The sequence below is a fragment of the Streptomyces sp. SLBN-8D4 genome (genome assembly GCF_049739545.1).
GTDB lineage: Bacteria > Actinomycetota > Actinomycetes > Streptomycetales > Streptomycetaceae > Streptomyces > Streptomyces canus_C.
The window spans coordinates 495,713-508,923 of sequence record NZ_JBMGQC010000001.1 but is presented as its reverse complement, the minus strand read 5'-3'; the positions used below and the strand labels follow the sequence as shown (position 1 = coordinate 508,923).

Below are 13,211 nucleotides of genomic sequence, written 5' to 3'. Positions count from 1 at the left end.
CCGCGACCCGCGACCCGCGAGCAGAGACCCGTCGCGACGCCGATGGCGCCTCAGTCGCAGTCGCGCACCTTGATCGTGTAGATGCCGCGGCCGTGGGTGGCCGCGTACAGCGTGCGCCCATCGGGGCTCAGCTTCACCTGGAGCACGGCGACGGCCGGGAGCGAGCCGACGCGCTGCCAACTCGTACGGCCGGGCGCGCGGTACACGACGCCGAGGTCGGTGCCGACGGCGAGGCCGCCGTTCGGTGTGAGGACCGCGGAGTCGGCCGGCACGTCGGGGAAGTTCTTCGAGATGTCCTTCCAGGTCGTGCCGCCGTCCCTGGACTCGAAGACGTGGCCGACGCCGGCACCGGGGCCCTCGGTCCACTGCCGGGAGAACCCGTTGACCGTGAGGTAGACGTGGTCGGCGTTCTTCGGGTCGACGGCGAAGCCGCTGAGGTAGCGGTTGGGCACGGTGCCGTCCGCGCCGGTGGCCGGCAGGGCGATGTCGTGCCAGCCGGTGCCGTCGGCGTTCCCGACGGAGATGCCGCGGGTGAAGCCCTGGTTGTTGCAGGGGCCGCACCAGGCCGCGTACACCTTGCCGCCCGAGGCGGCGACGGCGGTCGCGGTGTGGCCGACGCCGAGGTCGTACACGCTCTTCCACTCCGAACCGCTGCGGATGGCGTAGCCGTGGGTCTGCACCCAGACGTGGCGGCCGCCGGCGATCCAGGTGGCGCTGTTCTTCGCGTCGGCCGCGAGCGGCGCGATGAAGCGTGCCTCGCCGGTGGCGTTGTCGGCCGGGGCGACGCCGTACGACGTGGCCTTGCTCGGGTCCTCGACCCAACTACCGTCGTTGACGGCGCAGTTCTGCGTCACCTGGATGGCGAGGTAGACGTACTCCTCCGCGATGTCGCAGCCGTTGGCGGGGTCGGTGAGGGTGTCGCCGCCGTCGCCGCCGAAGTTGGAGCCCATCACCGTGTCGTTGCTGCGCAGGACGGACTGGCCGTTGTCCTGGAGACCACCGGTGACGGAGACGCCGCCGTGGTCCAGGTCCCTGCCGACACCGACCGAGTAGTACTGGAGGGTGTCGATGGTGCCGTCGTTGAGCGAGGTCCAGTCGGTGGCGTGCCCGGAGGAGTCCTGGGAGCCGTTGACGGGGCGCTTGTAGACACCACCGTCGTTGCCCGCGTACACGAAGCTCTTGCCGTGGTAGCGGCCGATCGCGACGCCGTGCTGGTCGGAGTGGGTGGTCGGGTTGCAGTCACCGGTCTGCTTGGCCGGGTCGATGCTCCAGCAGGGGAAGCCGAAGTTCCAGTACGGGCCTACGGTCGACCAGCTGGTCCCGCCGTTCTTGGTCTCGTAGACCTCCTCCAGGCCCGCGTACACGTGCTCGGGGTCGGCGGGGTCGACGGTGAGGAACTGGTTGTACCAGGCCTGCACGCCGGGCATGTAGCCCGGGGAGGTCAGCGCCGAGCCGGAGGCGGCCAGGCCCTGGTAGTCCGCGATCTTCGTCCAGGGGCCGCCGGGAGAGCCGGACTTGGAGACGTAGATGCCCTCCAGACCGCTGTCCGGGTTGGTGTTCAGCTGCTCCGGCGACTGGTCGATGGCGTAGTAGCGCGAGCCGTCGGCGGAGCGGGCGAAGGTGACGCTGCCGACGTTGTCCGCATCGGTCGGCAGGTCACCGAAGCCGCTGGTGATCCTGGTCCAGGTGCCGTTCACCTTGGTGTAGAAGCCGTTGTAGTCGTCACCGCTGCGCCAGCCGACCGCGAGCACCACCTTGGCGGGGTTCTTCGGGTCGATCGCGATGTCGTTGGTGATGTTCTTGTACGCCGCACTGGGGTCGTCGGCCTTCGAACCGCCGGGCAGGTAGTCGGGATTGGGCGCGTACTCCAGCTTCCAGGCGCCGCTGAGCTTCTTCGTGGAGTGGCTCCACACTCCCTCGCTGGTCGCCGCCCACACCTTGCCGCCGCCGAAGCGCAGCTCGTGGATGGTGGTGGACTCCAGTTCGTGGCCGCCGACCCGGCTGCGCGTGGAGAACGTGCCGTGGTGCGGGTCGGACAGGACGTAGACGCCGCTGCCGAGGTAGGCGTCCGCGTTGGTGGTCGCCTCGCCGGTGCCGAGCCACAGCCGTCCGCCGCCGTCGAGTGAGAGCGCGCCGGTCGACTGTGCGGGGAGCCGGTCGCTGATGGGCTGCCAGTGGCCGCCGCCGCTGCGGGACCGCCACACCCCGCCGCCGGCGCTGCCCGCGTACACGTACCCGTCGTCATCGGCGGCCACCGCGGCCATCCGGCCGGTGACATTGCCCGAGCCACCGCTGGAGTTGGAGTCGATGTCGCGGTAGCGCGGGTCGTCGGAGTTGTACGGCAGGTCGGTGACATTGCGCCAACTCCCGCCGGTGCCGGGAAGTTTGGTGAGGCTGCTCCATGCGGCCCCGTACGCGCCAGGGGCGACGATGCCGGGCGAGGTGCGGGCCTCGGCGTACTGGTCCGCGCCCTCGGCGATCTCGTCGGCCTCGTTGCCGTCGTCGCCGTCGTCCTCCTTTGCCTTCGGGCTCATGGCGCCCACCGACTGCTGTCGCTCAGCGGCGAGTTGGGCGAGTGCGCGGGCCCCGAAGGGGCTGCTGCCGTGTCGGCCGGGCGCGGCACTCGCGGGTATCGCGATGAGTCCGGCGGTTGCGGTGATGGCGCAGGTCGTGAGCCATCGTCTGCTACGAGTTGGTGCTGACACCAGGTCCTCCCGAGCGGGTGGTGATACAGCCGTCGGTGCAGACCCGACCACGCGCGGGACGGAGCGTCCCGGGGTTTGACAAGCCTTTGACCAGAACCTGCCACTTGCGCACGGGGCTGGAGCGCCGGGGGGCTTCTCGGTACCCGACTCCGGGATCGCTCAGCAGCAGTGAGAGCCAGGTCGGCAGGTTGGTCGTGGGCCTCGGCCTGGGCTGGATGCCCGACGAGTACACAGGGGTATCCGTGCCCTGGAAGGGCCGCGGCGCCCGCCTCGACGAGACGCTGGACATCCTCCAGGAGTACTGGGCCGACGACGTCCTCGCGCACCAGGGGCCGCTGTCCGCTGTTCACCATCCCGGAGACCGTGCTGGGCCTCAGGCCATGGCAGCGACCCGGACCGCCCGTGCTGCTCGCGGCGCTCACCCCCGCCGGACTGCGCCGCATCGGCCGGCGGCTCGACGGCCGGCTGCCCGTCGCGATGCCGGTCCGGCGTCTGATGGGGACGTGGCGCGTCATCCAGAAGAGGGCGGAGGAAGCGGGCCGCGCCCCCTCCACCCCGCGCATGGATCTCCGGGTCAACCCCCTGCTGACCGATACGAGGACCGACCCGGGCGGCCAGATGCCCGCAGCGGGCACCCTCGCCCAGTACGTCGACTACGCGCGGTCCGCCGCCGATGCGAGCGTGCACGAGCTGTTCGTGGACTTCGGGCAGACAGTCGCGTCCCTCGCCGAACGCGTCGACCTCGTCGGCCGCTTCATCGAGGGAGTCCGCCGCGGCTGACTCGGTTCGCGGCAGGGGAACCGTCGCTGATGGGAGAAGCCGCGTACCCGAACCGAGACCGCCGGTGTGTCAGGACGTCCCGAGGCCGTTGAGGAGGGTGTCGACGACGACGTCCGCCGCCTGTCCCGCGCTCAGTTCCGGCAGCTGCCGGGAGACCAGGTGCATGAGCTGGGGCAGCAGCGCGCTCGGCCAGCCCTGCGGGAGACCGGAGCGCAGCAGGCCTTCGTCGGTGGCGCGTCGCAGGAAGGTGTCGACCTCCTCGACGGCCGCGTCGCGCCGGGCATGGACGCTGCTGTCGGTGAGCATGCGGGCGAGGTCGACGGGCCAGGTGCGGTTGACGGTGATGATGTTCTCGACGTAGCGGTGCAGGGCGACGGCGACGGGTGCCTCGCGGAGCCGCGCGTCCTCGATGGCGTGCTCGATGGCGGTGAGGCGGGCTTCGTAGATGGCCGCGAGGAGGTCTTCGCGGGAGGCGAAGCGGCGGTAGACGGTGCGCCGGTCGACTCCCGCTTCTGCGGCGATGCTCGCGATGCTCGCGCCGGGGTCGGCGGCGAGCATGCGGGCGCCGGTGGTCAGGACGGCTTCGAGATTGCGCGCTGCATCGGCTCTCACCGCACTGATTCTAGTGGCGGAATGTGATGCCTGAGACATCTAGCGCCTCTCAGGAGTAGAAGGCCGTTCTGGAAGTGCTACATTCTAGTGACAGAAAAATTCGGTAATGCCAGATCCATGAGTCTTCTAGAAGGGCAGTTTCGGATGCCGAAGGCAGACAACTCTTCGACTCCGCTCGTCCCGACACCATCGGTCGGCTGCCCGGCGCCCTGCGCGACTCCGCACTGGACGCCTTCGCCCACGCCACGGCCGGCGCCTATCTCCGGATCGCGCCCGTCCTCGCCGTCGGGGTTCTCCTCGCCCTGTTCCTGAAGCCGGCACTCATGACCGGCGGGACCGCCACCCTTGACCACTCCGATCCCGCCCCCGCCAAGGATTCCGTCCGGGCCGCCTGAGCCACCGACTCCCACGCCCTCGACCGGCCGCCACCCCACCGGTGCCGGTCGGCGGCATGCTCCGGGCGCCCATCGCGCCGGGCCAGGCGTCGCCGTCCTGCGGACGCCGTGGAACCACACCGCGAAGCTTCGGGCGAGCGGCCCGGCTCGGACCTCGGTGAGGCCCGGCACCCACTCCGGCCACCGCCCGAAGCACCGGACATGCCAGGCCCCGTCATTCATCGAACTGTCCAACAGCTGACGTCCAGAGACCTGGTGGGGTCCGCCGCCCTGGCTGCGCCCGCACCTGGCTCCGTGCGGCCCATGCGCGCACCGGAGTCCATGGGACGTCCGCGTTGCGCCCAGGTCGGAGCGGTCGGGGCGCGGAGGACAGGGTGCGGTGGGCTTCACACACGTGTGACGTCGGCCGAGCGGTGGTTCGGAGCTGTCCAGAACTGGACTCTCTATGACGTGAACAGCGGTGTCGCCACACCCCGGACGGCAAAGATCGTCGTACCCGGCGCAGAACACTCCGCAGCACACGACGAAATGAGGGACTGCCGTGACCAACCTGACCGCCGCGATCGAATTCGTGGCACAGCTGACCACCGGCTGGCGTGCCCTGGTGCTCGACCGGGACGAGCAGGCGGACGTACGGGACCTGGCGGGGCTCGCCGTCCGCTGTGCCAGGCGGCGGACATCATGAGGTCCAAACGGACGCACGCGCGTCCCTGGAAGCGGCCGCGGAACGCACGGGCCTGGCCTACGCCTTCCCCGGCAGTGGTATGGCCGGCGACCTGCTGCCCATCCCCGAGCCCCACCACCCGGACCTGACGTTCCAGCGGGTCACCACCGACGAACACCTGCTGGCCTACGCGGACCTCAATTCACGCGCCTACGGCTTCCCCCCTGCAGGACGGCCGCGACGGACCGGCCGGCTCCGCCCTGTGGAAGCAGGAGGTCTACGCGTACCTGGCGTTGCGGGACGGCACACCGGTCGCCTGTGCCGCCACCGTCGGGACCCAGGGCAGGCTCTTCGTCGTGCTCGTCGCCACCGACCCCGGGCAGCAGCGCCGCGACTACGGCGAGGCGGTGACCCGCAAGGCGCTGTACGAGGGTGCCCACGCCACCGGCCTCACCCGGGCCACCCTGCATGCGACCGCCGCCGGGGCACCGGTGTATCCGCGCATCGGTTTCGAGCCGAACTCCCCGATGCGCTTCTACGCGCTCAAGGGCCGAGGCAGGCCGCCATGAGGGCGCCTCCCGTTCCCGGGCGTGAGTGTCGGACAGAGCGTCAAGGGACCGATGCGCATGGGTTTCCGTACACGTGGGCCTGCGGGTTCCGCCGGCCGGACCGCTAGCGGGTCGTGTCCTTCGCCGGGGCCGGTTCCGTCTGCTCCGCGGTCCAGGAGGTGAGGAGGCGCAGGGCGTCGTGGGTGGGGCTGTCGGGTTCGGCGGGATCATGAGGCGTTGTCCGGAGTGGTCGGGGCTTGCCCAGGTGTCGCAGTCGAGGGTGAGGTCGCCGACCAAGGGGTGGTGGTAGTGCTTGGTGCCGTACGTCGCGCTGGTGACGCGGTGTTCGGCCCACCAGGTGCGGAAGTCGGTGTCCCGGACGGAGAGTTCGCCGACGAAGCGGGCGAGGTCCGGGTCGTCGGGGTCGGCGCCCGCCTCCATGTGCAGGGCGGCCACCGCGTCCCGGGCGTCGTGCGCCCAGTTCTTGTGCAGCCCCCGGATCGCGGGGTGGGTGAACATGAGGCACAGGTAGTTGCGGTGGTGGGCCGGTAGGGCGGCGAAGTCGGTGTAGAGGGCGGTGGCGGTGGGGTTCCAGGCGAGGATGTCGAGGTGTTTGCCGAGGACGAGGGCCGGGGTGTGGGTGAGTTGGTCGAGGAGGCGGCGCATGGCGGGACGTATGCGCTGGGTCTGTCGGCGGTGGTGGTGGGGTTGGTCGTCGGTGCGGCCAGCGAGCTGATAGAGGTGTTGTTGCTGGTCTTCGTCGAGGCGGAGGGCGCGGGTGAGGGTGGCGAGGACAGGGGTGGAGGCGCGGACGCGGCCCTGTTCGAGGCGGGTGTGGTGGTCCACGCTGATGGCGGCGAGGGTGGCGACCTCTTCGCGGCGCAGGCCGGTGACGCGGCGTGCGGTGTCCGTGGTGGGCAGGCCGCAGTCCTGGGGGGTCAGCTGGCCCGACGGGCCCGTAGGAAGGCACCGAGGGCACGGGGTCGGGATGTGAGCTCATGTCGTCGATTCTCCTGCGGATCACACACACGTGCGGTGTGTCGATGGGGTCCGGGATGCCGCCCGAGGGCGGCGGGACCCTTGAACGGTCCCGCCGCCTTCCGAGGGGTGTCAGCGGACAGTTGCGCGGGCCGCGCGCTCGATCACGCCGGCCACCAGATGCGGGTGTGAGACGGCGACGGAGTGGGACGCGGCGACCTCGGTGGTGTGTGCGTGGGCGCGCCTGGCCATGAAGCGTTGCACGGCCGGGGGGATGTTGAGGTCTTCGGTGGTGATGATGTCCCAGCTGGGCTTGGTCTTCCAGGCCGCGGTGGTGGCCTTCTCCTCCAGGGCGCCCTGGGCGATGGGACGTTGTTCGGCGGCCATGAGGGCGGCCTGCCCCACCGGCACGTCGGCGGCGAACTGGTGGTGGAACTTGTCCTGCTGGATGTACAGGTCGGTGGCGGTGGAGCCGTCGGCCTGCTGGTAGGTGACCGGTTCGAGGGTGCCGGGGAGCGTGGAGCCCGGGTGTTTCGGTCTCGCTGGTCCTCGTCACCGGACTGATTGGTGACGAGTCTGGCGCGGACGGCATGACGGCCACTCCGGTGTGCGCGGAGTCCGGCGCCGCTGCCCGGCGACGGCCGACGCTCAGAGGTGGTCGGCGTCGACCACGGCCTGGGCGAAGGCGGTGGGCGCTTCCTGCGGCAGGTTGTGACCGATGTCCGCGATCGTCCGGTGCAGGTAGGGCCCGGTGAAGTGGCTGCGGTAACCGGACCCGTCGCCCGGTGCGGTGAACGGGTCGAGGGCGGCGTCGAGGGTGACGGTGGGGACCCCGATGGAGGGCTGGGCGGCCAGCTTCTTCTCGTAGCGGTCGTAGCGTCGGTCGCCCTCGATCAGGCTGATGCGCCAGCGGTAGTTGTAGAGGACGATCGCGGCGTAGTCGGGGTTCTTGAAGGCCTCGGCCGTGCGCCCGAAGGTGGCGTCGGAGAAGTTCCAGTCGGGGGAGACGAGGGTCCACACGTAGCGGCACAGCGCGATGCGCTCGTCGAGGTTCTCCATGGCCTTCACGCCGCGGTCGGTGGCGAAGTACCACTGGTACCACCAGTTGTGCTCCACGCCCGGAACGGCGGGCTCCAGCTGCATCTTGCGGTCGGTGATGAGGTAACCGCTGGTCGACACGAGGGACTTGACGCGCTCGGGCCACAGGGCGGCGATGATGTCGGCGGTACGTGAGCCCCAGTCGAAGCCGGCGAGGACGGCCTTCTCGATCTTCAGGGCGTCCATGAAGGCGATGACGTCCAACGCGATCGCGGACTGCTCGGCGGTACGGGGCGTGTGGCGGGACAGGAATCGGGTGCTGCCGTGGCCGCGCAGATACGGGACGAGCACGCGGTAGCCCAGGTCGGCCAGGAGCGGGGCGACGTCGACGAAGCTGTGGATGTCGTACGGCCAGCCGTGCAGGAGAACGACGACCGGGCCGTGCTGGGGGCCGGCCTCGGCGTAACCGATGTCCAGGACACCCGCCTTGACGTGCCTGAGGGTGCTGAACTCGGTGCGGGTGCCGGGGGTGATGGTCGGCACCGTGGGCGTGGCGGCGCCGCCCGGCTCGTCCGAGGCGGTCGCGGCGGATGCGTTGGTCTTCGGGCCGGTGAGTGAGACCGCTGCCGCGCCGGTGCCCAGGCCGACGGCCTTGCTGAAGGTGCGCCTGTTGATCATGTCCAGTCCTCCGTCGTGCGATTGCGATGACCGGCCCGTGCTTGGTGAGCCCGGGGCGAGGTGACCTTCGCACAGCGCTCGTCACCTGTCAAATAGGTGACGAACGCTGTCGGTGCCCCACGCTCTCGCCCATGGCGAAACCCCACACATCAGTCATGTGGCGGTCGGATGCGGCCTGTCGTAGCGGCTCTCGCGTTCAAGGGGGCACAAGATGTGGAAGATGTATCAGCTTAAGTCAATGACATGAGAACGTAGACTACGTAAGTGCTACATTGAAGAGGCAATTAGTAATTTTGGTCAATGACCTGGGTCTGAAGCACCGGAAGAGAGACGCGCATGATCACCTACGACCGGCTTTTCGTCGGAGGCACCTGGGTCGAGCCGAGCGACCTGGAACCGCTCGGCATCCCCTCGCCGCACGATCGGTCGATGATCGGCCGTGCGGTACAGGCGCGACCGGCGGACGTGGACCGGGCTGTGGCCACCGCGCGCACCTCGTTCGAGCAGGGTGTGTGGCGCCGGACTCCGCCCGCGGAGCGCATCGCCGCCCTGCGGCGGTTCAACGCTCTGCGTGAGGAGAACGCGGAGCATGTCGCGCGGCTGATCTCGCTGGAGAACGGCTCGGCGGGCTGGTTCACCCGGGCCGGCCAGCCGGGCCTGACCCGGCAGGCGAACGCCTACCTGAGGGCGGCGGAGGAGTTCGCCTGGGAGGAGACGCTCGTGCCCTCGGGCCCTCAGTCTCCGGTGCGCAGCGTGGTGCGCCGGGAGGCGGTCGGCGTGGTGGCCGCGGTGATCCCGTGGAACTCGCCGTTCTCCTCGGCCACTTCGAAGATCATCCCTGCTCTGCTCGCCGGCAACTCCGTGGTCCTCAAGGTGTCTCCGGAGAACTCGCTCAGCATGGGTTTCCTGGCTGAGCTGCTGGAGCGGGTCGGCCTGCCCGAGGGGGTGATCAGCGTGCTGTCCGCGGACCGTGAGACCAGCGAGTACCTGGTCTCCCACCGGGACGTCGACAAGATCGCCTTCACCGGCTCGACGGGGGCCGGCCGCCGTATCGCCGCGATAGCGGGCGAGCAGCTCAAGCGGGTCAGTCTGGAACTGGGCGGCAAGTCCGCCGCCGTCATCCTGCCGGACGCCGACATCGACAGGGCTGTGGCGGGCCTGAAGTTCGGCTCCCTGCTCAACAACGGCGAGTCCTGCATCGCCCAGACCCGCGTCCTGGCCCCGCGCGGCCGGTACGAAGAGGTGGTGGCCGCGCTGAAGGAACTGGTCGAGTCGTTGAAGGTCGGCGACCCGAACGAGCCCGATACCTTCATCGGCCCGATGATCCGCCCCGACCAGCAGGAACGGGTGCGCGGCTACATCCGACTCGGCATCGAGGAGGGCGCACGCCTCGTCACCGGCGGCCCGCAGATCCCCGAGGGCCTGGAGAAGGGCAACTACGTCACCCCGACCGTCTTCGCCGACGTCGACAACTCCATGCGGATCGCGCAGGAGGAGATCTTCGGCCCGGTCCTGGTGGTCATCGCCTACGGCGGCGAGGACGACGCCGTCCGGATCGCCAACGACTCGGAGTACGGCCTGTCGGGCGGCGTCTGGTCCGCCGACGAGGAGCACGCCCTGGCGGTGGCCCGTCGCATCCGTACCGGCACCGTCACGGTCAACGGTGCCTCGGTCGCCTTCGACGGCCCGTTCGGCGGCTTCAAGGCGAGCGGGATCGGCCGGGAGTACGGAGCGGTCGGCCTCGGCACCTACACCGAGTACAAGACCATCACGGTCTGACACGGAAGGCTTGGCGCCTGTTCTCGGTGCATGGGGGAGACGTCTACGGCGACGCCGCTGAGCCCGCACACGTATACCGGGCACCGCACGGGTGACGGCGACCGCCCCGAAGAAGTTGCACGAGGCCGACGCCATGGGGTGGCTGCTCAGGCCCGACATGCGTCACCGGCTTGAATGGTGACGAAAGGAGGGGCATGCTGAGGTCCGTCCGGGCGACAAGCGGGACGCCGTCCACGATCGACGAAGTGGAGCACGGTCATGAACAAGGGACTCACCACGGAAGCCGCCGAGGCGGCGGTACGACGCGCGCGCTTCGGCAAGCTTCCCGAGCGCGTGCGTTTCGACGACATGACCGAAGCGGTCGAAGCCGCTCCGGCCGGCGGGGCGAACGGATCGTACGACCCCGAAGGCTCATGGAAGTTCTACTCGTGCCTCGCCCTCGACCTGGGGCTGTAGGCGCACAAGCCGGGTCCCTTTCCGCGACGAGACCGGCGCCTTCCACCACGCCGGCACACCCACCGGGTGCCCGGCGTGCACCCCGAGCGAGCCAGCTACGGCACCTTCGCCGCCTTCAAGGACCTCGACGGCAACGAGTGGTTCCTTCAGGAGATCACTGAGCGTGCCCCCGGCCGCTGAGCCCGTCCGACGTCGACCTCGCGCGAACCGGTCTCGTCGCCCACCCACGCGGCCGGTTCGGACTACGGTCCACCCACAGCGGCCCGTCCCGGCCCGTCCCGGCCCGGCGCGAAGCGGAGGAACGCGGGGCGACCGGTGAGCCGGTCCTCGCAGCGCTGCTGGCGTCCGCGGGCATGGAAGAAGGACCGCTTGGCCGCGGTCGATGACGCGGTGACGGAGCTGGAGGCCGTACGGCTGCGGCGAGACGTGGAAAACGTGGCGTTGGACGACATATGGCGGGCGGAGGCACGCCTGAAGGAGCAAGGTTTCACACGTTGCCGGTGTCAGTCGGTGTCCGTCCCGCCCCGCTCGACCAGGGTGTACATGACGGAGTGCTGCTGCTTGTGGCGCCGGATACGGCCCTTGGCGACCAGGGACTCAAGGGTGTTGCGCACCACCTGCGGGGTGGGATTGCGGTCCGGGTGCTTGGCCAGGAGTTCGTCCCGCAGCTCCTTCGCCGGACGTGGCTCCTCGTACTGGCCCAGCAGCTCCGCCAACAGGTCACCGAGCAGAGGCTGCTGCGGCTTCCCTTTCGCACCGTCCTTCGCCGCCTTCGCCGCCTTGGCGGCCGGGGCGGACTTGGCCGACGCGGAGCGCCGTGCGGTGGTACCGGCGGGAGCCTTCTTCGCCTTTGCGGCGGCCGGCTCGTCCACCGACTGCTCGGGCAGACGGGACGCGTCCGCGAAACTCTCGTACCGCTCGGCGAGGTTGAGGATGTCCGAGAGGAGGGCCTCCTCCTGCTTCAAGACGCTGATCCTCTCCGCCAGCTCCTGCTGTCGGCGGCGGTTCTCCTCCAGGTCCGATGCGGCTTGCGCTACGTACCGCGACCGGAGCGTGGCGGCTGATTGGCTGGTCACAACCGTTCACTCCCTCGATATGACTGACGTTTGCGCATGGTACCCAGGCCCGAGGGCCGCGTGCGGACAGGTGTCAGCGCCAGATGGTTCGTGCCCTTCGCAGGTACTGCCTGGTATGTGTGTCGTAGAACCGCTGTCGCGGCGATACGAGCAGACAAACATGTGCGTATCCGCGACAGTGAAGTGGGCTGACCACGTTCCAAGCCGGGCGGACGGCAGCTCACGCCAAGGTGACGTGCATGCCGCCCTTGGCCAGGACATCGAGGACCACGCCGAACAGGTCGTAGGCCTGGCCCTCCGGTGTCAGGGCCTGGGACAGATGCTCGCGTGCTGTCGCGGCTTCGCGCCAGAGCAGGGTCGAGGGGGAGGTGTAGCCGAAGGTGCCGCGCAGGCAGTCGTCGAGGGCGGCCAGACAGCCGCCGAAGTAGCCGCCCGGACCGTTCACCGCCTCGCCGAGCGCCAGGTAGAGGCCCGGTTCGTCGGTGACGTGCCGGCCGTCGAGTTCGTAGGCGTGACCGGCCGGCCGGTCACGGTGGGTGCGTCGGCAGGCCCGCTCTCTGACGAGGTCGAGCCAGGCTCCGCGACGCCGGGTGTCGAGGCCGGCCCAGGCACCCCGAGTGTCCGGCGGCCCGGCGAACCACCGCTCCCAGATCGGCCGGGCGTACGGGGGAACGGGCGTGAAGAGTGCTCCGTCGAGCTCCAGGTCGATCCGATCGTTCCCGTCGGGGGATGGGCGCCAGGCGCTGACTCTGGCCCGGAGCAGGCGTTCGGTGAGCGGCTCGCCCTGGTCGTCCTGTATCTCCAGGGCGGCCTGCTCCAGGTCCAGCGCCCGCCGGGTGCCCTTCATCAGGGCCGCCCGCAGCTGATCACCCTGGGCGAGCCCCCGCAGGACGAGCGGGGGTGCCGACCGTTTGGGCGGCAGGACACGGGCGAATTCTCGGCACGAGCCCAGCCAGCGGTGCCCGTCGTGCACGCGAACTCGGCCCCTGTGCCCTTCGGGTGGGCCTTCGTAGTCGTCCAGGCCGGTGAGTACGAGCCTGTCTGTCCCCAGGGACCGGCCTACGCTCTCCGCGTCCTCCAGCAGCCAGGCGTCGAGCGTCTCATCGTCCGGCACCAGCCACACTCGGTCGCCGAGCCAACCGCGCACTTCTGCCTGTGGAACCCAGCCGAACAGCTCGTAGGTCCCTCGCTGAGGCTCCCCGAACAGCCCTTCCACCTCGGCGCAGACGCCCCAGGCATGCCCGTGCTCCTCCTCGGTCAGCGTGTACCGCGCGCGCCCGCGATGGCCCTCGTCCTGATGCACGGTGGGAATCATGCCGGGACCGAGTGTCCACGGCGAGGGCTTTTCTCGCGTAGTCGGTCGTGACGCCTCAAGGCAGTCGGTCATCGCGGCTTGAGGCGTGTCGCCGCGTCGGGGCCGGTGCCCACCGGGGCGGCCCGCACCTGGCCCGCGCTCCCCGATGCACTTCGGGCCCGTCACCGGCGGGAGCAGGCTGTGCCGG

Annotated in this window: 8 protein-coding genes and 5 pseudogenes; 6 read left to right on the top strand and 7 right to left on the bottom strand. The window is 70.0% G+C overall.

What is annotated here, in order from left to right; genetic code table 11:
• Positions 1–50 precede the first annotated feature (50 nt).
• Complete coding sequence (locus tag RKD20_RS02260) at positions 51–2,705, bottom strand: glycosyl hydrolase (protein ID WP_424876127.1); 2,655 nt, start codon at positions 2,703–2,705, stop codon at positions 51–53.
• Positions 2,706–2,920: 215 nt separating this feature from the next.
• On the opposite strand from RKD20_RS02260, the pseudogene RKD20_RS02255 reads away from it, so the two are divergent.
• Positions 2,921–3,070, top strand: a pseudogene (locus RKD20_RS02255) (hypothetical protein); the annotation flags it as partial.
• Between the two features lies 1 nt (position 3,071).
• Positions 3,072–3,485, top strand: coding sequence for an LLM class flavin-dependent oxidoreductase (locus tag RKD20_RS02250; protein WP_424883123.1), 414 nt, complete (start codon positions 3,072–3,074; stop codon positions 3,483–3,485).
• A 69-nt stretch (positions 3,486–3,554) separates the two neighbouring features.
• Here the strand turns inward: RKD20_RS02250 and RKD20_RS02245 are convergent, their stop codons facing one another.
• Complete coding sequence (locus RKD20_RS02245; RefSeq protein ID WP_028808116.1) at positions 3,555–4,043, bottom strand: TetR/AcrR family transcriptional regulator; 489 nt, start codon at positions 4,041–4,043, stop codon at positions 3,555–3,557.
• A gap of 990 nt (positions 4,044–5,033) precedes the next feature.
• Here RKD20_RS02245 and RKD20_RS02240 point away from each other — a divergent pair.
• Positions 5,034–5,725, top strand: a pseudogene (locus tag RKD20_RS02240) (GNAT family N-acetyltransferase).
• A gap of 264 nt (positions 5,726–5,989) precedes the next feature.
• On the opposite strand, the pseudogene RKD20_RS02235 reads toward RKD20_RS02240, so the two are convergent.
• From RKD20_RS02235 to RKD20_RS02225, 3 genes and pseudogenes are all read right to left on the bottom strand, one after another.
• Positions 5,990–6,550, bottom strand: a pseudogene (locus tag RKD20_RS02235) (transcriptional regulator); the annotation flags it as partial.
• Positions 6,551–6,814: 264 nt separating this feature from the next.
• Positions 6,815–7,216: pseudogene (locus RKD20_RS02230) on the bottom strand (alpha/beta hydrolase); the annotation flags it as partial.
• A gap of 114 nt (positions 7,217–7,330) precedes the next feature.
• Positions 7,331–8,398 (bottom strand): alpha/beta fold hydrolase, encoded by a 1,068-nt coding sequence (locus RKD20_RS02225; protein ID WP_424876126.1) that lies wholly within the window; start codon positions 8,396–8,398, stop codon positions 7,331–7,333.
• Between the two features lie 336 nt (positions 8,399–8,734).
• Between RKD20_RS02225 and RKD20_RS02220 the strand changes: the two genes are divergently transcribed.
• From RKD20_RS02220 to RKD20_RS02210, 3 genes and pseudogenes are all read left to right on the top strand, one after another.
• Positions 8,735–10,177 carry an aldehyde dehydrogenase gene (locus tag RKD20_RS02220; protein WP_424876125.1) on the top strand — a complete coding sequence of 481 codons (1,443 nt, stop codon included), beginning with the start codon at positions 8,735–8,737 and terminating at the stop codon, positions 10,175–10,177.
• Positions 10,178–10,435: 258 nt separating this feature from the next.
• On the top strand, positions 10,436–10,633 hold the full coding sequence (locus tag RKD20_RS02215) for a hypothetical protein (RefSeq protein ID WP_424876124.1): 198 nt from the start codon (positions 10,436–10,438) through the stop codon (positions 10,631–10,633).
• A gap of 16 nt (positions 10,634–10,649) precedes the next feature.
• Positions 10,650–10,813: pseudogene (locus tag RKD20_RS02210) on the top strand (glyoxalase); the annotation flags it as partial.
• 323 nt (positions 10,814–11,136) lie between these two features.
• Here RKD20_RS02210 and RKD20_RS02205 read toward each other — a convergent pair.
• Together RKD20_RS02205 and RKD20_RS02200 are read right to left on the bottom strand one after the other, a co-directional pair.
• Positions 11,137–11,709 (bottom strand): hypothetical protein, encoded by a 573-nt coding sequence (locus RKD20_RS02205; RefSeq protein ID WP_424876123.1) that lies wholly within the window; start codon positions 11,707–11,709, stop codon positions 11,137–11,139.
• 220 nt (positions 11,710–11,929) lie between these two features.
• Positions 11,930–13,024, bottom strand: coding sequence for a barstar family protein (locus RKD20_RS02200; RefSeq protein ID WP_424876122.1), 1,095 nt, complete (start codon positions 13,022–13,024; stop codon positions 11,930–11,932).
• Between the last annotated feature and the right edge of the window lie 187 nt (positions 13,025–13,211).

Coding starts and splice junctions, on each gene's coding strand:
- RKD20_RS02245 (WP_028808116.1), bottom strand. CDS start 4,043: ATGCTCGCCGCCGACCCCGGCGCGAGCATCGCGAGCATCGCCGCAGAA.
- RKD20_RS02225 (WP_424876126.1), bottom strand. CDS start 8,398: ATGATCAACAGGCGCACCTTCAGCAAGGCCGTCGGCCTGGGCACCGGC.
- RKD20_RS02220 (WP_424876125.1), top strand. CDS start 8,735: ATGATCACCTACGACCGGCTTTTCGTCGGAGGCACCTGGGTCGAGCCG.
- RKD20_RS02215 (WP_424876124.1), top strand. CDS start 10,436: ATGAACAAGGGACTCACCACGGAAGCCGCCGAGGCGGCGGTACGACGC.
- RKD20_RS02200 (WP_424876122.1), bottom strand. CDS start 13,024: ATGATTCCCACCGTGCATCAGGACGAGGGCCATCGCGGGCGCGCGCGG.